This window comes from Janthinobacterium sp. BJB301, from assembly GCF_002735685.1.
Taxonomy (GTDB): domain Bacteria; phylum Pseudomonadota; class Gammaproteobacteria; order Burkholderiales; family Burkholderiaceae_D; genus Janthinobacterium; species Janthinobacterium lividum.
The window spans coordinates 2,340,190-2,363,778 of sequence record NZ_PDZJ01000001.1; the positions used below are offsets into that span (position 1 = coordinate 2,340,190).

19 protein-coding genes are annotated in these 23,589 nt (G+C 67.3%); 12 read left to right on the plus strand and 7 right to left on the minus strand.

The window, feature by feature from the left end:
* Positions 1 to 417: an acyl-CoA thioesterase gene (locus tag CSQ91_RS10280; RefSeq protein WP_034783925.1), complete on the minus strand. Its 417-nt coding sequence runs from the start codon at positions 415 to 417 to the stop codon at positions 1 to 3.
* 273 nt (positions 418 to 690) lie between these two features.
* Here CSQ91_RS10280 and gshB point away from each other — a divergent pair, with 273 nt between their 5' ends.
* The 4 genes from gshB (at position 691) to CSQ91_RS10300 (ending at position 6,811) form a co-directional block, all read left to right on the plus strand.
* On the plus strand, positions 691 to 1,659 hold the full coding sequence (gene gshB / locus CSQ91_RS10285; RefSeq protein WP_099388188.1) for a glutathione synthase: 969 nt from the start codon (positions 691 to 693) through the stop codon (positions 1,657 to 1,659).
* Entirely contained in the window at positions 1,656 to 3,710 is a 2,055-nt protein-coding gene (gene paaZ, locus CSQ91_RS10290; RefSeq protein ID WP_092605681.1) for a phenylacetic acid degradation bifunctional protein PaaZ, read from the plus strand. Before gshB ends, paaZ begins: the two co-directional genes overlap by 4 nt.
* 245 nt (positions 3,711 to 3,955) lie before the next feature.
* Entirely contained in the window at positions 3,956 to 6,001 is a 2,046-nt protein-coding gene (locus CSQ91_RS10295; protein ID WP_099388189.1) for a TonB-dependent receptor domain-containing protein, read from the plus strand.
* 45 nt (positions 6,002 to 6,046) lie between these two features.
* Complete coding sequence (locus tag CSQ91_RS10300; protein ID WP_070280360.1) at positions 6,047 to 6,811, plus strand: SAM-dependent methyltransferase; 765 nt, start codon at positions 6,047 to 6,049, stop codon at positions 6,809 to 6,811.
* Here the strand turns inward: CSQ91_RS10300 and CSQ91_RS10305 are convergent.
* From CSQ91_RS10305 to CSQ91_RS10325, 5 genes are all read right to left on the minus strand, one after another.
* Entirely contained in the window at positions 6,808 to 8,415 is a 1,608-nt protein-coding gene (locus CSQ91_RS10305) for an ABC transporter ATP-binding protein (RefSeq protein ID WP_099388190.1), read from the minus strand. The genes CSQ91_RS10300 and CSQ91_RS10305 overlap by 4 nt on opposite strands.
* Complete coding sequence (locus CSQ91_RS10310) at positions 8,409 to 9,194, minus strand: ABC transporter permease (RefSeq protein ID WP_099388191.1); 786 nt, start codon at positions 9,192 to 9,194, stop codon at positions 8,409 to 8,411. The genes CSQ91_RS10305 and CSQ91_RS10310 overlap by 7 nt, the downstream gene beginning before the upstream one ends.
* Positions 9,191 to 10,129, minus strand: a complete 939-nt coding sequence (locus CSQ91_RS10315) for an ABC transporter permease (RefSeq protein ID WP_099388192.1) — start codon at positions 10,127 to 10,129, stop codon at positions 9,191 to 9,193. The genes CSQ91_RS10310 and CSQ91_RS10315 overlap by 4 nt, the downstream gene beginning before the upstream one ends.
* A gap of 64 nt (positions 10,130 to 10,193) precedes the next feature.
* Entirely contained in the window at positions 10,194 to 11,759 is a 1,566-nt protein-coding gene (locus CSQ91_RS10320) for an ABC transporter substrate-binding protein (RefSeq protein ID WP_139179101.1), read from the minus strand.
* A gap of 255 nt (positions 11,760 to 12,014) precedes the next feature.
* The gene (locus CSQ91_RS10325; protein WP_099388193.1) at positions 12,015 to 13,460 is read right to left on the minus strand and encodes a M20/M25/M40 family metallo-hydrolase; all 1,446 of its coding nucleotides are present in this window, start codon (positions 13,458 to 13,460) and stop codon (positions 12,015 to 12,017) included.
* Positions 13,461 to 13,634: 174 nt separating this feature from the next.
* On the opposite strand from CSQ91_RS10325, the gene CSQ91_RS10330 reads away from it, so the two are divergent.
* The 3 genes from CSQ91_RS10330 to CSQ91_RS10340 all read left to right on the plus strand — a co-directional run bounded on the left by CSQ91_RS10330 (position 13,635) and on the right by CSQ91_RS10340 (position 15,845).
* Complete coding sequence (locus CSQ91_RS10330) at positions 13,635 to 14,177, plus strand: GNAT family N-acetyltransferase (RefSeq protein WP_099388194.1); 543 nt, start codon at positions 13,635 to 13,637, stop codon at positions 14,175 to 14,177.
* A 121-nt stretch (positions 14,178 to 14,298) separates the two neighbouring features.
* Positions 14,299 to 14,745, plus strand: coding sequence for a glycine zipper 2TM domain-containing protein (locus tag CSQ91_RS10335; protein ID WP_034751896.1), 447 nt, complete (start codon positions 14,299 to 14,301; stop codon positions 14,743 to 14,745).
* Positions 14,746 to 14,894: 149 nt separating this feature from the next.
* A complete protein-coding gene (locus CSQ91_RS10340; RefSeq protein WP_099388195.1) occupies positions 14,895 to 15,845 on the plus strand; it encodes a PP2C family protein-serine/threonine phosphatase in 951 nt (316 codons plus the stop codon).
* On the opposite strand, the gene CSQ91_RS10345 is transcribed toward CSQ91_RS10340, so the two are convergent.
* Positions 15,826 to 16,245, minus strand: coding sequence for a DUF2177 family protein (locus tag CSQ91_RS10345; RefSeq protein WP_034783974.1), 420 nt, complete (start codon positions 16,243 to 16,245; stop codon positions 15,826 to 15,828). The two genes, CSQ91_RS10340 and CSQ91_RS10345, sit on opposite strands and share 20 nt — an antisense overlap.
* Positions 16,246 to 16,684: 439 nt before the next feature.
* Between CSQ91_RS10345 and CSQ91_RS10350 the strand changes: the two genes are divergently transcribed.
* The 5 genes from CSQ91_RS10350 to CSQ91_RS10370 all read left to right on the plus strand — a co-directional run bounded on the left by CSQ91_RS10350 (position 16,685) and on the right by CSQ91_RS10370 (position 23,585).
* A complete protein-coding gene (locus CSQ91_RS10350; RefSeq protein ID WP_257217283.1) occupies positions 16,685 to 18,271 on the plus strand; it encodes an FHA domain-containing protein in 1,587 nt (528 codons plus the stop codon).
* A gap of 523 nt (positions 18,272 to 18,794) precedes the next feature.
* Positions 18,795 to 19,397 (plus strand): metal-dependent hydrolase, encoded by a 603-nt coding sequence (locus tag CSQ91_RS10355; RefSeq protein WP_070280352.1) that lies wholly within the window; start codon positions 18,795 to 18,797, stop codon positions 19,395 to 19,397.
* A gap of 105 nt (positions 19,398 to 19,502) precedes the next feature.
* The gene (locus CSQ91_RS10360; RefSeq protein ID WP_070280351.1) at positions 19,503 to 20,021 is read left to right on the plus strand and encodes a sigma-70 family RNA polymerase sigma factor; all 519 of its coding nucleotides are present in this window, start codon (positions 19,503 to 19,505) and stop codon (positions 20,019 to 20,021) included.
* Positions 20,021 to 20,989 (plus strand): FecR domain-containing protein, encoded by a 969-nt coding sequence (locus CSQ91_RS10365; protein WP_180278393.1) that lies wholly within the window; start codon positions 20,021 to 20,023, stop codon positions 20,987 to 20,989. The genes CSQ91_RS10360 and CSQ91_RS10365 overlap by 1 nt, the downstream gene beginning before the upstream one ends.
* Before the next feature lie 115 nt (positions 20,990 to 21,104).
* A complete protein-coding gene (locus CSQ91_RS10370; protein WP_099388197.1) occupies positions 21,105 to 23,585 on the plus strand; it encodes a TonB-dependent siderophore receptor in 2,481 nt (826 codons plus the stop codon).
* Positions 23,586 to 23,589 lie beyond the last annotated feature (4 nt).

Below are 23,589 nucleotides of genomic sequence, written 5' to 3' on the forward strand. Positions count from 1 at the left end.
TTAGAGGCTGCCCTGGTAGGCCAGCACGGTCTGCTTGAACGACTCGGGCACGGGCTGCGTGGCCTGCTTTTCATAGTCGTACATGACGTGCACGGAAATGGCCTTGGCCATCACCACGCCCTGCTCGTCGCCGATGTGCATGATGTGCTCCATTTCAAAGCTCTTGCCGCCGAACTTGGAGACATGGCTGAGCACCAGCACCTTGTCGCCGTACTTGGCCTGGGCGATGTATTCGCACGCGGTTTTCACCATGATGTGCGGCAGCTTTTCGCTCTTCGGAATTTCCAGGATGCGGTGCATGTATTCGAGGTAGGCCGTCTGCATGTACTCGTAGTACACGGGGCTGCTGACGTGGCCCATCGAGTCGGTGTCGCGGTAACGGATGTCGAGATTGGTCTTGAAAGAGCGGCGCATCATTGTGTCCTCATGTGGCGGTTATATCCGGTCGGGCCGGCTTGGGTAGTGACATTTCGCCAATGATGCTAAGACCGATAGCGGGTACCTCACAAGACGCAATATCTGAGGGCGGACGTCCAAATATCTGAGGAGCCGAATGGCGCCCGTTGCGCTACCATCGCTGCAGAAATATTCCAGCAACAAGGACCCGGCGCATGGCGCCACGGCTGCCGCGCGCACTGGCGCGGCCCACTGGTTTCCTCTACCCCACCCTATTGAATGAAAGGCGCATCGATGAAAATCGCGATCCTGGCTGACCGCCTCGAGCTGTTGAACATCAAGAAAGATTCGACCTACGCGATGATGCAGGAAGCGGCCGCGCGCGGCCACGCACTGCATGTGTTCGAACAGCAGCATCTGCACTGCGAGGGCGGCGTGGTCAGCGCCCGTGCAACGCGCGTGCAGCTGGTCGACGACGCCGGCACGTGGTTCCACCGGGAGGCGGCGGCGACGCTGCCGCTGGCGCGGTTCGACGCCGTCCTGGTACGCAAGGATCCGCCTTTCGACATGGAATACCTGTACAGCACCTACCTGCTGGAAATGGCGCAGCGCCAGGGCGCGCGCGTCTTCAACCGGCCATCGGCCGTGCGCAACCACAACGAGAAACTGGCGATCCTGGAATTTGCGCCGTTCTGCGCGCCGACCCTGGTCAGCCGCGAGCCGTCGCGCCTGCGCGCCTTCCACGCCGAGCACGGCGACGTGATCTTCAAGCCGCTCGACGGCATGGGCGGCGCCGGCATCTTCCGCGTGCGCGAGGACGGCATGAACCTGGGCGCCACCGTCGAAATGCTGACGCGCGACGGCGCCGTCACCATCATGGCGCAACGCTACATTCCCGCCATCAGCGAGGGCGACAAGCGCATCTTGCTCATCGGCGGCAAGCCGGTGCCGCATGCGCTGGCGCGCATACCGCAGGCGGGCGAGGTGCGCGGCAACCTGGCTGCCGGCGGGCGCGGCGAAGCGCGCGTGCTGACGGCGCGCGACCGCGAGATCGCCGATACCCTGGCGCCGGTGCTGGCGGCGCGCGGCCTGCTGCTGGTCGGGCTGGACGTGATCGGCGCGCATCTCACCGAAGTCAATGTCACCAGTCCCACCTGCTTCCGCGAAATCATGCAGCAGACGGGTTTCGACGTGGCAGGCATGTTCATCGATGCGCTGGAAACGGCGGCATCGCTCACGCACACGAACGAGGAACAATCATGAGCAAGGTAAGCACACTGCAAAGCTGGATAGGCGGACGCTGGATGGGCAGCGAAGCGGGCCTGTCGCTGCACAGCGCCATCGACAATTCGCTGATCTATCACACGCATGCCGAGTCGGTCGACGCGCAGCAGGCGCTCGACTATGCGCGCCGCACCGGCGTGCCGGCGCTGATGGCCCTCGACTTCCAGCAGCGGGCGGCCTGCCTGCGGGCGCTGGCATCGCACATCCAGCAGCACCGCGAGGAGCTGTACACGATCGCCTACCTGAGCGGCGCCACGCGCGCCGACAGCAAGCAGGATATCTGCGCCGGCATCGGCGTGCTCAATTCCTACGCCGGCATCGCCGCCAGCGGCCTGCCTTCGGGCAATGTGCTGCACGAAGCGCCCGCCATGTCGCTGTGCCGGCGCGGCGGCGCGGCCGGCACGCACATCATGGTGCCGCGCGGCGGCGTGGCCCTGCACATCAACCCGTTCAACCTGCCCGTCTGGTCGCTGCTGGAAAAATTCGCCGCCAGCTTCCTGGCCGCCATGCCCTGCATCGTCAAGCCCGCCACCTGCACCAGCTACCTGGCCGAAGCGCTGGTACGCCTGATCGACGCGTCCGGCGTGCTGCCGAAAGGCGCGCTGCAGCTGGCCATCGGCCCTGCCGATGCCTTGCTGGCCCGCCTGCAGGACAACGATGCCGTCAGCTTCACCGGTTCGGACGCCACCGCCACGACCTTGCGCAACCATCCCAACCTGCTGGCGCGTTCGGTCCAGGTCAGCCTGGGCGCGGCGTCGCTCAATTGCGCCATCCTGGGACCGGACGTGCGCAGCGGCGAGCCGGAATTCGAGCTGCTGGTCGACGCCATCGTGCGTTCGATGACGGTCAAGGCGGGCCAGGACGGCGCCGCCATCCGCCGCGTGATGGTGCCGCACGGGCAGATCGAAGCGCTGACGGCGCGCCTGCGCGAACGCCTGGCGGCGGTGGTGATCGGCGACCCGGCCCAGGCAGGCGTGCAAATGGGACCGCTGGCATCGCAGGAGCAGCGCAGCGAACTGGGCGCCCGCGTGCGCGCCCTGGCCGAGGAAAGCGACATCGTCTGCGGCCAGGCGGACGGCTACGCGCCTTCCGGCGCAGGCGTGCGCGATGGCGCCTTTGCCGCGCCCACACTGCTGCTGTGCCGCGGCGGGGCGCGCAGCGACGCCGTGCATGAAATCGAGGCCTTCGGGCCCGTCTGCGCCCTGATGCCGTATGCGGACGTGGAGGAAGCGCTGGCGCTGGCCGCACGCGGCAGGGGCAGCCTGGCCAGCACCCTGGCCACGCGCGATCCGAAGCTGGCCGCGTATGCGGTGCCGCGCCTGGCCGCCTCGCACGGGCGCGTGCTGGTGCTGGAACGCGAAGTGGCGGCGGCGGGGACGGACGTGCTGGCGTCGGCGCACCTGAAGTACGGCGGCCCTGGCCGCGCCGGCTGCGGCGAGCAGCTGGGCGGCCTGCGCGCCATCTCGCAATACCTGCAACGCTCGGCGCTGCAAGGCTCGCCCACCATGCTGACGGCCGTGACGGGCGAATACGTGCGCGGCGCCGCCGTGCGCGAAAGCGTGCAGCATCCGTTCCGCAAGCATTTCGACGAGCTGGAAGTGGGCGAATCGCTGCTGACGCACCGGCGCACCGTCTGCGAAGCGGATATCGTGGCCTTCGGCGGCATCTCGGGCGATTATTTCTACATGCATTTCGACGAGATCGCCGCGCGCGATTCGCAGTTCGGCCGGCGCATCGCGCACGGCTATTTCGTGCTGGCCGCCGCCGCCGGCCTGTTCGTCTCCCCGGCGCCGGGTCCCGTGCTGGCCAACTACGGGCTCGACGACCTGCGCTTCGTCGCGCCGGTCGGCATCGGCGACACCATCCGCGCGCGCCTGACGTGCAAGCGCAAGGTCGACCGCCAGCGGCGCGACGACAAGGGCGTCGGCCAGGGCGTGGTGTCGTGGGACGTGCAGGTCACCAACCAGAACGATGAACTGGTGGCCAGCTACGACATCCTGACCCTGGTCGCCAAGCGTGCAGGGCCGTGAGCGGCAGCCCTCAGTTTTCCTGATGGCGCCGCTCAAGAAATACAAATAGCCAACGTTGCCCCCGTCTTTCAGAATGGCGGCTGACGAGATGAAGCCAACCGGGTATTTCAGGGACCGGAAGCGGTGCGGCGCGCCGCTTCCGGTCCCGGGACAGCGCTGCTGTAGCAGATTCGACTGACGCTGCGCAGGCCAGCACCTGCGCCCTCCCTTCCCGTAGCTTCCCTTCTGACAAAGACGACCTTCCCATGCGACATGCCGTTCCCCTTTTCCTGCTTGGCGCCAGCGCGCTGCCCATCGCCCCCTTCTCTTTCGCCCAGCAAATGTCCGACACGCGCGCCGAACAGGCCGCGCCGCTGGCGACCCTGCCCGAAGTCAAGCTGATCGACCAGTCCGCGCCGGACGCGCCACTGCCGGGCATCACGCGCATTTCCCGCGAGACCCTGCAGCGCCCGCAAGCCATGAACATGGCCGACGTCTTCGCCAGCGAAGCTGCCGTCAGCGTGGGCGGCGGCGCCAGCAATGCGCAGCGCATCTACCTGCGCGGCGTCGATGGCGCCAACCTGAACATCAGCATCGACGGCGCGCGCCAGGGCCGCAGCCTGCACCAGCACCGGGGCGACCTGGGCGGCATCGATCCCGACCTGCTGAAACAGGTCGATATCCAGCCCGGCCCCAGCGCCGACGCGGGACCGGGCGCGCTGGGCGGCAGCATCCGCTTTGACACCGTCGATGCGCAGGACTTGCTGGCGCCTGGCAAACGCGCCGGCGCCAGCGTGCGTGCGGCATACGCCAGCGCCGACGAGGCGCGGCGCGGCGCCGTCAGCGTGTACGGCATGCCGGGCGAGACGCTGGACAATAAGCTGGGCTTGCTGGCCCATGTCAGCGCCGTCAACCGCGACAACTACCGCATCGGCGGCGGTGGCGACGTGCCCAATTCGGCCGGGCATGACCGCGACTACCTGCTCAAATTGAGCTTGCTGGACCTGGCCGGGCATAGCCTGCGCCTGGGCGCGGCGCGCAACCGCAATGCGGGGCTCTACCTATTCAGCCGGGTCGGCAGCGACAACGGCTATGCGCCCGCGAACGCCGTGCCCACCTACCAGCGCAGCGAACGCCATACCTATACCCTGGAGCACCGCTACCAGCCGGCCGGCAATGCGCTGCTGGACTGGAAATTCAATCTGTACCTGAACGAGAACGAGCTGGAAGACGTCAGCCAGGCGCGCAGCGCGAGGACGACGGAACGGGGCGGCAGCCTGCGCAATACGGCAAACCTGGCCCTGGCCGGCACGCAGCACCGCCTGACGGCCGGCGCCGACTTCATGGACGAGGAAGGCATCACCAACGGCGTGCTGGGCGCCGCCATCCTGGGGCCGGGCCGCAAATCCACGCAGGCGCGCAATCTGGGCCTGTTCGTGCAGGAGCACATGCGCTGGCAAGCCCTGCAGCTGTCGCTGGGCATGCGCCACGACCGCTACGATACCGCCTTCGGACCGCGTACCTTCAAGGGTGGCAAGACATCGCCGAACGCGGGCGCCGAGCTGGAGCTGGGCCGCGGCGTGGGCGCCTTTGCCAGCTATGGCGAAGCCGTGCGCGCCAGCGGCATCATCCCCATCGGTTTCCTCACCAGCCTGGACAAAAAGAGCAATTTCAACAACGGCAAGCCCTTCAAGCCGGAAACCTCGACCACGCGCGAAGCGGGCCTGAAGTACGAGGGCGCCAATGCGCTGCTGGACGGCGACAGCCTGACCGTACGCCTCGGCTACTTCGACACCCGCATTGCCAACCTGATCGAATGGGCCGGCCAGGGCGTCGTGTATCCCGCGTATATCCGCAACATGCCCGAGACCCTGCGCTCGAAGGGCTGGGAATGGAAGGCGCGCTGGCAGCGGGGCGGCTACGGCACGTCCGTCGGCGTGGTGCTGGCCGATACCACGGTGGGCGGCAAGCCCTTGAACCCGGCGCGCCGCGTGGGCACGGCGCTGGGCGACCGGCTCACGTGGGACAGCCACTGGCAGATGCTGCCCGGCCTCACGGCCGGCTATACCCTGAACGCCGTGCGGCGCCTGGACGACGTGCCGAAAGCGGCGGTACAGCGGGCCGGCTACGTGCTGCACGACGTCCAGCTGCAATGGCAGCCGGCCGCGCTGCGCGCGCTGAGGCTGGCGCTGGCAGTGCGCAACCTGGGCGACAAGCGCTACACGAGCCACAGTTCGCTCGACGGCGGCGTCGGCAATATCCTGCCGGAGCCGGGACGCGACGTGCGCGTGAGCGCCAGTTACCACTTTTAAGCGATTCCACCATCCCAATCACCCATCCGTAAAGAGAAGAGAACCATGACCTATACCACCCAAGCGGGCGCGCGCTGCGGCCTGTACCTCGTCAGCGCCGGCATCGGCGACCCTGACAGCATCACCGTGAAGGCGCAGAAAACCCTGCGCGGCGTCGATATCGTGTTCGGCATCCCGCGCCTGCTGGAGGCGTTTGCCGACCTGCTTGACGGCAAGGAACTGCACAAGGCGGGCCACGGCCTGTTCAGCCCCCTGGCGCGGCGCGACACGCCGGAAGAGGAAGTCGACGCCATGGAAAAACAGACGCGCGACATCATCCACGCGGCGGCGGCGGCAGGCAAGACCGTCGCGGTGCTCGACTATGGCGACGCCATGATCTTCGGGCCGCAATCGGGCTACCTGAGCGAGTTCAGCGAACTGAATCCCGTCGTCATCCCTGGCATCTCCTGCTTCAATGCGGCCAATGCGGCGCTGGCCCGCGATGTCACCGGCGGCAAGCACAGCCGTTCCGTGATCCTCGCCGCCTCGGCCGACACGCGCGACGACTACACGGGCAGCGACACCCTGGACAAGCTGGCCGCCACGGGTTCCACCCTGGTCTTCTTTACCATGCGCGCCGACCTGCCCTCGCTAGTCGAGCGCCTGGCGCGCCACCTGCCCGGCAGCACGCCGCTCGCCATCGTCGCCCACGCGGGCGCCGACGCGAAACAGGCCGTGCTGCGCGCCACGCTGGGCACGGTGCTGGCCCGCACGGAGAACGAAAAGCCGCCGTTCGAACACCTGGTGTACGTAGGCGATTTCCTCGGCTAGGCCAGGCGCATCCAGGCCGCCGGCGCGGCGCCCTCCGTGCCGTCCTGCGGCCCGGGCAACGCCGCGCAGCGGCCATCTTCCAGCCGCACGATGCGGTCCGCCACGTGGCGGGCGACAGGCAGATTGTGCGTGATGAGCAGCAGGGCCAGGCCGCGCGCCTCCTGCACGTCGAGCAGCAGCCGCAGCACCTTCGCCTGCACCGAGGCATCCAGCGCGGCGGTCGGTTCATCGGCCACCAGCACGGCCGGATCGGCGATCAGCGCCCGCGCGATGGCCAGGCGCTGCAATTCCCCGCCGCTCAGGCTGCGCGCCTGGCGCGCCAGGAAGGCTTCTGTGGCCGGCAGGCGCACGTCGGCCAGCGCCCGCCGCGCCGCCGCGCGGATCGCGTCCACGCTGACGCGATCCGCGATGGCGAGCGGCTCGGCCACCGCCTCGAACACGCTGAAGTGGCTGGCCACCGAGGCGCCCGCATGCTGCGGCACGTAGGCGATGCCCGCCGCCGCGCCTCCCTCTTCGCGCTCCGGCGTGGTCACCGTGCCCGTATCAGCCTGCTGCAGGCCGACGAGGATGCGCGCCAAAGTCGACTTGCCCGCGCCGGACGCGCCCACGATGACCACCGTTTCGCCCGACTGCACGTCCAGGTCGACGCCCGCCAGTACGGCTTGTCCGCCCAGGCGCTTGTGCACGCCGCGCGCGGACAGCACGGTGACGATGCCGCCGCGCAGGCAGGCCACGCCCGTGGCATCGAGCGCCGGCGCTTCCTCGCCGCAGCGGGCGATGCGCTGGCTGCAGCGGCTGGCGAAGGCGCAGCCGCGCGCGCCCTCTTCATGGGTGCCGGCGATGCCCTGCAAGTCCTTGCCGTTCTCGCGCGGCCAGGCGCGCAGCAGGCCGCGCGTGTAGGGATGGCGCGGCGCCGCCAGCACCGCTGCGGCCGGCCCCGTTTCCACGGCGCTGCCGCCGTACAGCACCAGCACGTCGCCATCGAGCGCGCGCGCCAGCTCCAGGTCGTGCGTCACCACCACCAGCTGGCGCTGCGCCGCTTCGGCGCGCAGGCGCCCGAGCACCAGCGCGCTGGTGGCGGGATCGAGCGCGGACGTCGGCTCGTCCAGCACCAGCAGTGCCGGGTCAGGCGCCAGCGCCGCCGCCAGCAGGACGCGCTGCAGCTGGCCGCCGCTGCATTGGGCCGGATAGCGCCGGTGCAGGTTTTCGGCCAGGCCCAGCGAAACCAGCAGGGCACCGGCCGCCAGTTCGGCTGGCCCGCGCCGCATGCCCAGATGCCGCCGCAAAGGCGCCGCCACCTGCGCCAGCAAGGTGTGCTGGGGATTGAGGGCGTCGTGCACGTCTTGCGGCACCAGGCCAGCCTGGCGGCCGCGCCAGCGCCGCAGCACCGCTTCGTCCGCATCCACCAGTTGCATGCCGCCGGCGCGCAAGCTGCCGCTGCCGCGCCCCGGCGCCATGCCGAGCAAGGCCCGCGCCAGGGTGCTCTTGCCGGCGCCCGATTCGCCGATGATCACCAGCGGCACGCCGGGGCGCGCCTGAAAATGCAGCTGGCGCAGCAGCTGGCGGCCATCCGCCTCGATGCAGAAAGCGGCCGCCGCTAGCATCGCGCGCGCTCGTCGAGGCCCTGGCCCAGCAGCGCCAGCGCGATCAGCAGCATGGCCAGGCACAGCCAGGCCGCCAGTATCCAGGCGCGCGCGTCCGGGTGGGCAAGATAGGGCATGGTTTCATTGAGCATGCCGCCCCAGGTCGGGGTACGCGGATCGGCCAGCCCGAGGAAGGCCAGGCCCGCGTAGTGAAACACGGCGCGGCGCACCAGGGCCACGGCTTGCACGGCCAGCAATCCCGCCATGGCCGGCCACACATGGCGGCGCAGCAGGTAGATGCCCGACGCCGACGCCAGGCGTGCCGCGTCCAGGCTCTCCTGGCGCCACACCTGGCGCAGGCGCAGGCGCAGCGCGCGAAACTCGACATCCCAGCCGAATGCCGCCAGCATCGCCACCAGCGCCGCCACGCCCGGCTGCATGGCCGAGGCGATGACGATGAAAACCAGAGTCGATGGCAAGGCGCTGAACAGGTCGGCCAGCCGCAGCACCAGCGTATCGGCCGCCGGCCAGGCCAGCCCGCACAGCGCCAGCAGCACGGCCAGCACGATGCTGGCGGCGCTCACGGCCACGCCGATGCCCAGGGTCGGCAGCGCGGCGACGGCCAGGCGGCGCAGCACGTCGCGGCCCAGGTCATCGGTGCCCAGCCAGTGCAGGGCGCCGGGCGGCGCCAGCACGGCATCCATGGCGCCGCCGGACGCCGGCTGCAGCCAGCTGGCGCCGGCCAGCATCAGGGCCAGCACCAGCAGCAGCCCGGTCCCCGCGCGCACGGACGCGTTCATGGCGCGCGCTGCGCGCGCCGCGCCAGGCGGGCGGCCAGTGCATCGGCCAGCAAGTTCAGGGCGAACAGCAGCAGCCCCGTCGCCAGCAGGGCGCCACGCACCAGCGGGTAGTCGTGCTTGATGATGGCGTCCGTCAGCACCAGGTTGATGCCGGGATAGGCAAACACGGTTTCCGCGTACACGGCGCCCGACACCAGGCGCGCGGCCACGCCGCCCAGGCGCGACAGCACGACGGCAAGCACGTTGGGCGCCAGGTGGCGGTAGCGCAAGGCGAACGGCCCCACGCCCTGCGCGCGGGCCAGGTCCATGAAGGTGCGCTGCCGTACGCTGACGGCCGTGGCGCGCGCGCTGAGGAATACGCCGGCGGCCGCTGGCAGCGCCATGGCGCACACGGGCAGCACCAGGTGCTGCGCGCGCTCCAGCCATGCGGCCGCACCCGTCTGCATGGAAAACGGCGCCATGGCGCCATTGCTGGGAAACCATTGCAAACCATAGGCGAACAGCATGACCAGGCCCATCGCCAGGGCGAAAGGCGGGATGCTGTCGAGTGCCAGGGTGGCGGCCGTCAGCACGCGGTCCGGCGCCCTGCCCTGCGCGAACGCGGCCTCGATGCCCAGCACCACGCCCAGCAGCAGGGCCAGCACCAGCGCGCACGCCACCAGCAGCATGGTCCAAGGCAGGTGCTGCGCCAATAAATCCTTCACCGGCATGCCGTGGCGGATGGAATAGCCGAAATCGAGCCGCAGCAGCTGCGCCAGGTGCCCGAGGTACAGCTGCCACAGCGGCTGCCCGCCGCCCAGGCCATGGCGCGCCAGCAGGGCGCCGCGTTCGGCCGCATCGAGTTCGATCAGCGCATCCTGCCCCAGGATGGCCGTGACGGGGTCGCCGGGCATGAGCAGCGGCAGCGCGAAGTCGAGGCTGACGAGCGCCAGCAAGGCCAGCGCATAGCCCGCGGCGCGCCGGCCCGGGAACGTAGAAGCGCTCAGCGTCGGCTCCCGTCTACTGCACGAACATCAATTTGTTCAGCGGCAGCGAGATGCCGACGGCGATGCCGCCCGGCGTGAACCACGGCCGCAGGCGCGCATTGGCCGCCGTGATCCACTGCGGCGAATACAGGAAAAACGCCGGCAGCTCCTCGGCATAGATGGCCTGGGCGCGGTCGAGCAGCGCGCGCCGTTTGGCCACGTCGACGGTGCCGACCTGCTGCTGCAGCAGCTCGAGCAGATCGGCGCGGCGGAAGGCATCGCTGAAGGCGCCGTTGCCCGCCGTTTGCCGCAGCATGCTTTCCGGGTCCCCATTGCTGCCCTGGCTGACGAGCGCCAGGTCGAAATCGGCCGCGACCATGCGCGCGCCCAGGATACCGCCGTCCATGATGCGCACATTGACTTCCATGCCCAGCTTTTCCAGCTGGCCAGCCAGCTGGCTGGCGGGCCGCGCCAGGCTGCGCGTCGCCGCCAGTTCGAGCACCCACGGCTTGCCGCCGCTGTCGCGCAGGCGACCGTCCGGCGCGGCACGGTAGCCCAGCTCCGCCAGCATGCGGCGCGCTGCCGCCGGATCGTAGGCATACGCATCGAACGGCGCCCCGCTCTGCCAGATGCTGCCCCGCACGAAGCGTCCGGCGGACACCTCGCCCTGCCCGTTCTCGACCACCCGCAGCAGTTCCTGCCGGTCGATGCCGCGCGCGATGGCCTGGCGCAGGCGCTTGTCGGCAAACGGCGGGCGCGCATGATTGAAGCGCAGCCGCACCGGATGTCCGGAAGGCGCGCTGACCACGGTGGCAAAGCGCGTCACTTCGGCAGCCAGGGGCGCCGGCAGGCTGCGGATCATGTCCACCTGGCCCCGCTTGAGCGCGCCCACGGCAAGCGAAGGCTGCATGCGAAGGAACAGCAGGCTGCGCACCCTGGGCGGACCCAGGTAGTACTCTTCGTTCGCGGTGAAAAGGTAGCGGCCCGCCGCCTTGTCATACGCACCCAGGCGATAGGGGCCGCTGCCGACGATGTCGGCCTGTTTCACGTGCTGGGGGTCGTCCAGGCGCGCATACACATGCTGTGGCAGGATGGGCACCGAACCGGCCAGCTGCGCCACGAACGGCGCATACACGCGCTTCAGGCGCACGCGCACGCGCCCCTTGCCCAGGTCGTCCACGCCGTCGATGGCCCCCAGGTCGAACAGGGGATGCGGGTGCTGGCGCAAATACGCAAAAGTAAACACCACGTCCGCCGCCGTGACGCTCTTGCCGTCATGCCAACGCGCATCGGGGCGCAAGGTGAAATCGATGGTGCGGTGGTCGGCGCTTTCCCGCCACGCGCTGGCCAGCCCCGGCACCAGCTTGCCGCTGGCATCGCGCCACACGAGGGTGTCGAAAATCAGGCTCGTCAGCGTATAGCCCATGCCGCCGCTGGCATGGGTGTAGGGAGTCGGCAAGCCGAAGTCGCCCTGTTCATCGGCAATGGTACAGCGCTCGATGCGCGGCGCCGGCGACGGCTGCTGCGTACTGGCGCTGGCGCCGGCACACGCCAGCCAGCCGGCAAGGAGTAGGGGAAAAAGCAAGCGAAGACGGGGCACCAGCGTTCCTGACGATCAGAAGAGAGGCAAACCCCGGCCGCCATGGGCCGGGCAAGTGTGCTGCGTAGAATGGATTCTCAACTAAATGAGAATTATTTACAGCTGCATATCTTATGGTTGCCGCGCTGGCCAGGCAAATTGTCTTTCCGGAGGGCTGGCATCTGAAAAACTGAGGGGCCGGGGTGCACACTCCCCTTGCCCAGGCGCCGGCCCTGTCAAGGCGCCACAGCTGGCGCTGTCCCGGCGCCATGCCGCTTACTCGCCCTGCTCCGGCGCGCGGCCGATCTCGCCGTCGATATTGGCCAGGAACCAGGCCAGCGACGACATCAGCGCCACGTTGCGTTTCAGGTTATTCGGGTCGACCTTGTCCAGGGTGTCGGCCGGCGTATGGTGGTAGTGGAAGTAACTGTGGCTGTCGACCAGCGGCTCGAAGCTGGGTACGCCTCCCGTTTCCAGACGGTGCAAATCGCCCGTGCCCAGCGCATCGCGGCGCGTGAACGCGTGTGCGCCCATCGGCTGCAGGGCGGCCAGCAAAGGCGTGAACAGTTTTTCCGCCTTCGGTCCCACGCTGGCCTTGATGCCGAACGGACGGCCGGCGCCGCTATCCATCTCGATGGCCGCATATTGCTTGCCGAGCGCCTGCTTGTGGGCCTCGAAGTAGGCCTGGCCGCCGCGGCCGCCGTTTTCCTCGTTCATCCAGGCGATCACGCGGATGGTGCGGCGCGGACGGTAGTCGAGCTTTTTCAGGGTTTCCACCACGCCCATGGCCGCCACCACGCCGGCGCCGTCGTCGTGCGCGCCCGTCGCCAGGTCCCAGGAGTCGAGGTGGCCCGAGACCACCACCACTTCGTCGGCCTTGTCCGTGCCCGGCCAGTCGGCGATGACGTTGTAGCTATCAGCTTCCGGCAGGTTTTGCGGCGTCAGGGTCAGGTGCATTTTCATCGGGCCGCGCGCGGCCAGGCGGCCGATCAGCAGGGCGTCTTCCACGGTGACGGCGGCGGCGGGAATGCGTTTATTGTCGTCCAGGCCCGTGGCGCCCGCATGCGGGATACGGAAATCGGCGCCGCCCACCGAGCGCACCAGCGCGGCCGCCGCGCCCAGGTCGGCCGCCGCCTTCGGTCCGAGGAAGCGCGAGCGCGAACCCTGGCCGTAGGTGACGCCGGCCAGACCCCGCTCGGCCATCTCCTGGTCGAACGGCGTGTCGATCAGCACGATGGCGCCCTTCACTTCCGCCGCACGCGCCTTGAGTTCTTCCAGGCTCTTGACGATGATCACGGGCGCCGTCAGGCCGGCGGCCGCAGTGGCGCCGGAGCCGCCCAGGGCCGTGAGCACCACGCGCTGCGACACGCCCTGCGGACGGCCCGCATAGTCGACGATTTCCGCCGTTTCCACGCCGCGCACCCAGTGCGGCACTTTCACGGGCTGCAAGGTGACCTTGGCGCCCAGCTGGCGCATGGTGTCGGCCACCTGCTGCACGGCGGCGGCGCCGGCGGAGCCGGACAGGCGCGGGCCGATCAGATCCGTCATGTCGGCCAGGCGGGCGTAGGCCCAGTCGCTTTGCAGCGCGGTGTCGCGCACCTGCGCCAGCGCTTGCGGCGTGTTGCCTGGCGCGGCGGCAAAGGCGCCGGCGCTGACGATGCAGCCAAGGGCAAGGGATACGGCGGAACGGCGCAGTGGCGCGCCAGTCAGGATACTATGCATGTGTTCAGTTCCAGTCAACAAGGTCGAAGCGGGTACGCCGTAGCCATGGGCAAGGCGCGAATTTTTCTACGATAGCGTATTTATTCTGTCATTGCAGCAACTTTTACGGGATCGATTGCCTCTTTCCCCCACAGTCGATTACCATGCAGATCGTGATCGCTACCGGATACCGCCATGCTCAAGGGAAGACTCTGTATCGTCCGGCATTTGACCGCCGCCGACCTCAATACCTATATCGCGCTGATCAACGACCTGCCCGCGCGCAGCGAGTTCTTTTCCATGCAATTCAAGTCGCCCGAAGCGATCCGGCGCGAATTCCTGCAGACGGGCCTGGTCACGGAAGATAGTGAACTGTTCCTGATTGAAGACCATCACCAGCACATCATCGGCTCGATCACGCACTTCAAGGGCCGCACCCCGGCTTGCCGCGAAATCGGCTACCGCCTGTTCGACCCCAAGTGGGGCGGACGCGGCTATGGCGGCGAGGCGACGCGCCTGGTGGTCGACTACCTGTTCAATGCCTACCCCTACCACCGTCTGGAATTGCTGATGGACCCACAAAATACGGCTTCCGAACGGATCGCGCAAAGGTGCGGCTTTACCGAGGAAGGCGTGAAGCGCCAGGCCTTTTTCATCAATGGCGTCATGCGCGACGTGAAAATGTATAGCCTGCTGCGTCCGGAATGGCAAGCGTTTGCGCCTATCGTGTCAGGCTGAAACTGTTACCACGCCGCCCTGATTGTAATAAGTTGTATTAGACGTGGAACAAGCTTGCGGCAGCGGATATAGTCCACTCCATGCAGATCATTGTGATCTCGCCGGAATGGAAGGAAATGCCATGTTGAACAAGAAACTCCTGGGTGCGGTAATGGTAGCGGCAGTGGCTGTGTCTTCGGCCGCAGTCGCCGGTGACCGCGACTTCAATACCGTTGCAGGCGCCGTTGTCGGAGCGGCCATTGGCAACAGCACCGGCGGGCGCAATGGCGCGATCGTCGGTGGCGTGCTTGGCGCCGCCGTCGGCAACAGCATCAGCACGAATGACCGTTATTATGACCGTGGCGGCTATCGCGGCGGTTACCGCGAAACCTATTACGCGCCTGCGCCGCAGCCGGTGTACTACGCCCCTGCCCCGCAGCCGGTGTATTACGCACCGCCACCGCGCTACTACGGCCCGCCGGCTGTCGTCTACGTGCAACCGGGCCGCGGCTACTACCGCGACCATGGCCGCCGCGACTATTATGACCGTGGCCACGGTCACGGCCACGGCTGGGGCCATCGCCGTTAAGCACCGCCCTGCACCTGCACCATGAAAAACCTGCGCCAGCCTGCTGCCGCAGGTTTTTTTGCGCGACAGGCAAGGTATCGCCCCTGCACAATATCGGCTAAGCTGTGTCCTATGATCAACATTTCTGGCCGCCTGGACCGCACCAACCGATGCATTTAATTAAAGACGGACTTGACTTCGGCCCCTGGCTCGATGCCGCCGCCGGCACCAGCGTGGGCGCCGGTCCCCTGCCGCGCCGCGAGAACCAGGACAACTTCCTGCTGATCGATGCCAGCGGCCACGCCGTCTGCCTGTCGCAGCAAGCGCCATTCCACTGCCAGGTGCCGGGCTGGCCGCGCGGCCATGTGCGCGTCGCCGTGCTCGACGGCATGGGCGGCCACGGCCAGGGGCGTGAAGCGGCGGAAGCGGCCGTGCAAGGCTTGCTGGCCATGCCCGCCTGCCTCGACACGGCCAGCCTGGCCGCCAGGCTCGACGAGTTGCACACGCGGCTGCAGCACAGTTTCGCCATGGCCGCGCCAGCCCAGGCGCGTCCGCCCGGCACCACCCTGACCCTGCTGGAAGTACCGCCCGGCGAAGCGCCGCTGCTGTATCACGTGGGCGATTCGCGCCTGTATGAAATCGCCCACGGGGCAGCCAGCATCCTCACCGTGGACCACGTGCCGGCCACCGTGTACGCCATGCGCGGCGCGCTCGACGAGACGCGCTGGCGTGCCGCCGTGCACGGCGAGCATCATCCGCAAATCTCGCAGGCATTCATTTTGGGCAATGCCATCAGCGACAGCTTGCAGCTCGACAAGCCCTTGCGCGGCCTCGATGCGGCCACCCTGCCGCCCTTCCTCGCGCACCTGGGCGACCGCCGCGTGCTGCGCGTGCGCCCCGGCGCCCACTATCTGCTGGCCAGCGACGGTTTCTGGGCCTGCGACGATCCGCTGGCCCTCACGGCCCGCTGGCCCGCCTTGTGTGCCGGCAAGACTGCGGCACAGGCCGTCAGCGCCCTGTTCGACGACTTCCTCTCCCACCCGCCAACAGGCTTGCATAGCGACAACATTACCATGCTGGCGCTGCGCTTCGATGCGGAGTTCAGCGCCCCAGGCGGCTAGCGGCCAGGTAGCCGGCCGTCGCCGACACGGCCGACAGCACGGCGCCCCAGGCCATGTCGATCGCCGTCAAGGCCAGCGGCCAGTCGCGCAATGTCGCGTAGTTGCTCAAATCATAGGTGCCGTAGGCAAGCAGCCCGAGCAACGCGCCCAGCGCAGCCGCAGTGCGCCCGCGGCGCAGGCGCAAGCCGGGCAAAATGGCAAAGACCAGCAGCCCCGCCACGTACAGCAGGTAAAACAGCGTGGCCGGCGCCCAGCGGGGCGTGTCCGCCAGCAACGGCCCCAGCGCCGCGGCGTACATCGGTTTCATCAGCACGGCCAGCCACAGGGCATCGATGGCCAAAAATACGCACAAGGTGGCGCCATAGGCAATGGCAAGCTGGAGCGGACGTTGGACAGGCATGGTCATCTTTCGGCGTCAGGCAGCGTGTGGGGGATAACGGTTACGCCAGCATAATGCAAAACGCCGCCATGGATGCCATGGGATCAAATAGCCCGCATGAAAATACACCATGGCTCAGGTGCGCGAACTGCCCGCCTTACTCGAACGCATGAACTCTGCCTGCATCCTCTCGCTGGCGCTGCGGCGAGTATCTGGAAGTGACCGCCAACCAACGACGCAATGATAAGGCATATCAAAATAACATGCCAACAAGGACATTAAATGTGTTTTTGAGCAATAGTTTCCATGGCTTGCATGGCAAGATGTGACCAGGGACATGAATTTGGGCAAAAAGAGCGCGTTCCGGCGCCGTGAAAGTTGCCAAGCAGGCGCAAAAGCGCGTAAGCTCTCATGTATAACAGAGGGCAAAATGTCCCCGCTCGATTCGAGTCAGAATGTCATGAAAAAATGCAGCAACCCGGAGCACCCGCACTGTACGTTCTGGGTCTTGCCTGGGGAAACAGTCTGCGCGGGCAACCACCCGCAAGCGACGACTGCCCCCAGCAGCTACGACCTGTTGACCGCACTGCGCAGCGCCCGTTCCGAGCCATCGGCAACGGCGCCTTCGCACGCCCCTGCCCGTGATGCTGTTATTCGCGATGCTGCTATGCAAACGCTGACGAGCCCCGTGCCGGCTTCCGCCGCGCCTCCGGCGTTCACGCCAACGCCGGTTGCGCCGCCATCGGGCCCGCAGGCCTACCAGCTGGTGCAAGCCCACCTGCACATCAGCGGCTTCGATCCGCGCGCGGCAGGCGGACGGCAAACCCTGAAAATGGAATTGCGCGGCATGAGCGCCGCCTGCGCGCCGCAGCTGACCTTGCGCCTGCGCTCGGACCTTATCCCCCGCGGGCACGTGCAGCATGATTTCGTGCGCACCACGCGCGGTGACTGGCGTCCCGTGTTTGTCGAGTTTTCCTCGCGCAACAAGGAACACGGGCAATACCAGATCGAAGTGGAAGTGCACAGCCACGTCGATGGCGCCGTGGCGCAGAAATGGGTGTGCACCTTCGTCATCCTCGTGCCGCGACGCGACGCCACCCTGACGGAAATCCACCAGATCTTCCTCAGCACGCACAAGAACGTGCGCGTGATGGCCGATGACGCCTCGATCGCCCGCGTGACGGGTGGCGACGGCTGCAACCTCGACGTGACGGCGCGCAATGCCGGCATCGCCCACGTGGATTTATCTGCGCCGCAAGGCAAGATCGACATGGGTTTTACCACCATCGCCTGGGACGAGGAGTTGATCGAAGTCGACCTGCCCGCCGCCAGCCACTGCCATCCGCACCCGAGCCAGGCCGCCTGCCTCGTCAATGCGGCACCGGAAGCGGGCGAGCAGCGCCAGATCCGCCTGTTCGCGCTGGAAGAATGCATGCTGGGCCGCTTCGAACTGGTGGACCCGGAAGCCGACGTGCTGCTCAGCCATTTCAGCCCCGACGGCCAAGACAACAATGGCTTGACGCGCCGCCTGTCGGGCCGCCACGCCATCATCCGGCGCGGCCAGCAAGGCTTTGAAATCGAAGACGTGTCGCGCTATGGCGTGCTGCTCGACGGCGTATGGCCTGGCAAGCACAAGCCCGTCACCCTGCGCCTGGGCATGCGCATCGAATTGTCTGCCAGCATCAAGGGCATCGTCGTGCTCAGCGTCACGGCCCTGCTCGCGCACGGCGTGATCCTGCACCGCATCGACCACGGCGCCCGTGCCGAGTGTTTTTACCTGCTGCTGCCGGAAGCCCAGCCTGCGCCGGCCAGCCACCTTGCCACGCCGCAAGCCAGCTGCCTGCCCGTGCTATTCCACCGCAATGGCGGTTTCTGGCACCTGGACACGGCCAGCGGCAAGGAAACCGCGCTCGCACCCGCTACCGCGCTCGACAAGCTCAGCGGCTTCGCGCGGCACAACCGCTTCGCCAGCGAACCGTATCCGGAATGCTGGATCATCCGCACCGAAGGTGCTGCGCTGTGCGACAGCGCCATGCAAACTGCATAGGGACACTGAACCAAACCTACTGCGCGTCGGTATAGGCGGCCTGCGATGCTCACCGGCTCGGCGCCCCCGTACCGAGTACGGTTGCGCTTCTCGACCACCTCTCCCTTCCGCTCGCTACGGTTTTGTTCAGTGTTGTAAATCTGCAGTTATCCGCAAGGCACTAGCGGGGTACTAGTACGAGAAAAATCATTGACAAACCGAATATAAACACCGCTTCCAGCGTAAACACGATGGCGGGAATCTGCAATTCGCGCGGGATTTTCATGGCGACACCTCTTCAAAACACAGGACTGCCTTCAGCATAGCGCGCCCTGCGCCAATTGCATTATCAGCCACGCAATACACTTGACCGCCCGGCATGACTTGCCGAGTCCGCTGGCCAAGCCATGCCGACACACAATTTAACAAATTATCGGCAGATATTCCGCAAATAGCCCCCTCCACGCCCTTGCATACTGTATATTCATCCAGTTAATATTCCCCTGTATTTCACACAGCGCCCGCATGGCGTTTTACATTTCCTATGGCTTCCAACAAAGCGCATCATGCGACCGGTTGGGCTGCCGGCGTGATCGCCGCGGCCCTGGTCGCGCACGCTGGCGCCGGTGGCCCGTATCAAGTGCTGAGCATGCTCGCCTTTGTCATGGGTGCCCTGGGCGGCACGGCGCCGGACTGGCTGGAAGTGGCCTGGTGGGCGCGCACGCACCGGCTGTGGATCACGCACCGCACGTGGACGCACTGGGGCCTGGCCTGGATCGCCCTGCTCGTCTACACCTATCTGCAATTGCCGCACCACCTGTGGGCGCCGCCCCTGTTCGGCTTTGCGGCCGGCGGCATCATGCATTTGCTGGCCGACTGGCCCAATCCGCTGGGCGTGCCGTGGATTTTCCGCCGCCACTCGCTGCGCTGGTGGAAAAGCGGCCGCCACGACATCATCGTCATCATCGCCGCCTGGCTGGCCGCCACCGTCGTGGCCGACCATGTGTTTTTTGACGGCATCCACCTGCGCCGCACCCTGCAGGCGTTCGACGGCCTGCTGCACTGGTCCGCCAGCGCCCTACAGCAGGCTTGGGCAGATCTGCAACAATGGCAGCTGCGCTGGCGCCTGGGCGGCGACGCCAATTGACGCCGGCGGCGTGGCAATGTGATAATGAGTATCATTCTCAAACAGCCCAGCCAGCCGGCACCGCGCGTTCCGTCAGCCCAGCTCTTCCCTTGCCTGGAGAACGCAGTGAGCACCGTCAGTCCCGTCCATACCAGCCACCTGAGCACCCTGTACAGCGAGCACCACGGCTGGCTGTATGGCTGGCTGCGCGGCAAGCTGGGCAACCGCGCCGAGGCGGCCGACCTGGCGCAGGATACGTTCGTGCGCCTGCTGGGCAAGCGCGAGGTGACACCGCTGGCGCCCCTGCGCGAACCCCGCGGTTACCTGGCGACGATTGCGCGCGGCTTGCTGATCGACCGCTACCGGCGCCAGGCGCTGGAGCAAGCCTACCTGGAAGCGCTGGCGCAGCAAGCCGAAGCAACGACGATCAGCGCCGAAACGCATGCCATTATCATCGAAACCCTGCTCGCCATCGACCGCCTGCTCGACCGCCTGGGCCCGCGCACGCGGACCATCTTCCTGCTGGCGCAGATCGAGGAGCTCAGTTATGTGGACATCAGCCGGCGCCTCGGCGTCTCCCTGCCCACCGTGAAAAAACACCTGGTGCGCGCCTACACGGAATGCCTGATGCTGGCGGCCGGCTGATGTTCGGCCCCGCGATCTCGCCTTCCGCACCCATTGCCCGCAAGGTGCTGGCCGCCGCCGCGCACTGGCATGTGGAACTCCAGTGCGGCAGCGCCGACCCGGCCGCCGTGCAGGCATGGCGCGACGCCAGCGCCGAGCATGAACGGGCCTGGGACTTGTTGCAACGCATGCACGGCCAGCTGGGCACGATACCGGCAGCGCTGGCGATGCCGGCCCTGCAGGCGGCGCAGCAGCGCCGGCGCGCGGCCGCCAGGATACTCGCCCTGCTGGTGGCGGCCGGCGGCGGCATCGCGCTGGGCCAGGCGGGCTTGCAGTCCGGCCCATGGCAAGCCCTGACGGCGTCCCTGCGCACGGCGCCGGGCCAGCGCCGCCACGTGACCTTGGCCGATGGCGGACGCATGGAGGTGAATACGGATAGCGCCCTGGATATCGCTTACGGCGCCACGCACCGCCGCATCCGCCTGCACCATGGCGAAATCATGATCACGACGGCACCCGACCCGCGCCCCTTCCTGGTCGACACCCCGCACGGCGTGATCCGCGCGCTGGGCACGCGCTTCGGCATACGCTGCGACGACGATGGCAGCACCGTCAGCGTCTTCGAGCACGCCGTGGAAGTACGTTGCGCGGCGCGCCCGGACGCCGTGCGCCGTCTGGAAGCGGGACAGCAGCTGCGCTTTGGCGACACCGGCGCGGATGACGTGCAGACCATGCCGGCGCACCAGGACAGCTGGCTGCGCGGCATGCTGGTGGCGGCCGACTGGCCGCTGCAACAACTGGTCAAGGAACTGGCGCGCTACCGGCGCGGACGCCTGGCGTGCGATGCCGGCGTGGCGCAGCGCCCCGTCACAGGCACTTACCGCCTCGACGATATCGACGCCGTGCTGGAAAGCCTGTGCGCCTCGCACGGGCTGCAAGTGACGTACTTCACGCGCTACTGGGCCACGGTGGCGGCACGGCCGGCATAATTATTTTCAGTTTTTTTGCGCCAGGGGTTGGTGTTTCGATGCGCTGCTTCGGCTTGACAAGTAAGAAGCCGATTCATACGCCATTTTCTTATCCCTCTGAGCAGAAAGACCGAGCATGCAGCTGACCACCCCCGTTCTCCATCCCGCCGCGCGCGCCATCCGCCTGGCCGTCATCGCCATGGCTTGCGCCGCCCCCGCCGCCTTTGTCGCCGCGCCCGCGCTGGCGCAAGGCCAGGTCCCCGCCACCGCAGCGCCGCAAGCCTATGCCGTGCCAGCCGGGCCGCTGGCCACCGCCCTCAACGACTTTGCCGTCGCCGCCGGCGTCAGCCTGTCGACCGATCCCGCGCAGACGCGGGGCCTGCGCTCGCCCGGCGTGCGCGGCAGCTTCAACGTCAGCCAAGGCTTTGCCCAGGTGCTGGCCGGCAGCGGCCTGGAGGCCGTGCAGCTGCCGAACGGCGCCTATGTGCTGCGCCAGGCCCCTCCCTCCTCCGCGTCGGCGGCCGGCGTGGAAAAGACCATGGCGCCCGTGACGGTCAGCGCCAGCATGGAGCGCGACCCTGTCAGTGAGCACAGCAACTCGTATGCGGCGCGCGCCGTCACCGTCGGCAAGGGCGTGCAGACCCTGCGCGAGATCCCGCAATCCGTCAGCGTCGTCACGCGCCAGAAGATGGATGACCAGAACCTCAACACCATCGACGCCGTGCTGGCCAATACCACCGGCATCACCATGTATGACAGTCCCATGGGCGGGCGCTATGTGTATTCGCGCGGCTTCATGGTCGAAACGTACCAGTTCGATGGCGTCAACCGCGCCATGTACTACCCGCAGGCAAACAGCTTTACCAGCAATACGGCCATGCTCGATCGCGTGGAAATCGTGCGCGGCGCCACGGGACTGCTGCAGGGCACGGGCTCGCCGGGCGCTGCCATCAACATGGTGCGCAAGCGCCCGCTGGCGGAAAAGCAGGTGCAGCTGGCGCTCAGCGCGGGCCGCTGGAACGACGTGCGCGGCGAAGTGGACGTCACCGGCCCATTGAACGAATCAGGCAGCATCCGCGGCCGCGCCGTGGCCTCCATGGAGCAGCGCGATTATTTCTATGACGTGGCCGACAGCCGCACGGACGTGCTGTATGGCGTGCTGGAATTCGACCTGGCGCCGGGCAGCAAGCTGACGACGGGCGCCAGCTACGAGAAGCTGCACTCGACACCGTTTTTCTCCGGCATGCCGCGCTACCGCGATGGCAGCGACCCGAAGCTGCCCCGCGCAACCTTCCTGGGCGCCGACTGGAACCGCTGGAATAGCAGGCAGACGGCCGTCTTCGCCGAATTCGAGCACCGCTTCGACGCCGACTGGTCGCTCAAGGCCAGCGCCAACTACACGCGCGAGCGGCATGACGTGAAATACATGTTCAGCCAGGGCGCGCTCAATCCCGCCACACTGGCCGGCATGATGATGTATGGCGGCGTGTTCGACTACGGCAGCACCAACAAGGGCATCGACCTGTCGCTCGATGGCAAATTCAACGCCTTCGGCCGCCGTCATGGCTTCAGCGCCGGCATCAACACGAACCGGCTGGAAAGCGACAGCGATTTCAGCCTGGCCCTGCTGCAGCAAGCGAACAATCCGCTGCGGCCCAATCACGGCGTGGCCGAACCGAGCGACGCCTGGTTCCGCGAGAACAGCTACCGGGGCGATCCCAGCGTAACAAAAATGACGCAGACGGGCGCCTACGGCGTGGCCCGCTTCAGCGTCAGCGATCCGCTCACGGTGGTGGCCGGCGCGCGCGTGTCGAACTACAAATCGAGCAGCGTGTACCGGGACACGGGCGAGGTGTATATCGATCCGTACCGCGAAAATGGCGTCGTCACGCCGTATGGCGGCGTCATTTACGCATTCGACCCGCGCTGGTCCGGCTATGCCAGCGTTTCCGACATCTTCCAGCCGCAGAACCAGCGCACGGCCGACGGCGCCCTGCTCGACCCGCTGAAAGGCCGCAACCTGGAAGTGGGCGTGAAAGGTGAACTGTTCGACGGCAAGGTCAATACCTCGCTGGCGCTGTTCCGTATCGAACAGCGCAACCGCGCGGAGCTCGACCTCGTCAACACCTGCTCCAGCGGCACGGAGTGCTATTTCTCGGCCGGCAAGGTACGCAGCGAAGGCCTCGATGCGGAAATCAGCGGCGAAGTGGCGCCGGGCTGGCAGCTGTTCGCCGGCTATACGCTGAACAACTTCAAGTACCTGGACCAGACGTCGAATGCGGGCGTGATGTTCGCCAGCACCTACTCGCCGCGCCACATGCTGCGCGCGTGGAGCGACTACCGCCTGCCCGGCGCCCTGCAGAAGTGGAGCGTGGGCGGCGGCGTGAACTTCCAGACGGAGAGCTCGCGCGTGACGCAGAACATCACGGTGGCGCAAGGCGCGTATGCCTTGTGGAGCGCGCGCGCCGCCTACCAGATCGACCGTAACTGGACGGCGTCGCTGTCCGTGACGAATCTGCTCGACAAGCGCTACTACCAGACAGTGGGCGCGCCTGCGTGGGGCAATTTCTATGGCGAGCCGCGCAAGGCGCAACTGACCTTGCGCGCGCGGTTCTGAACGA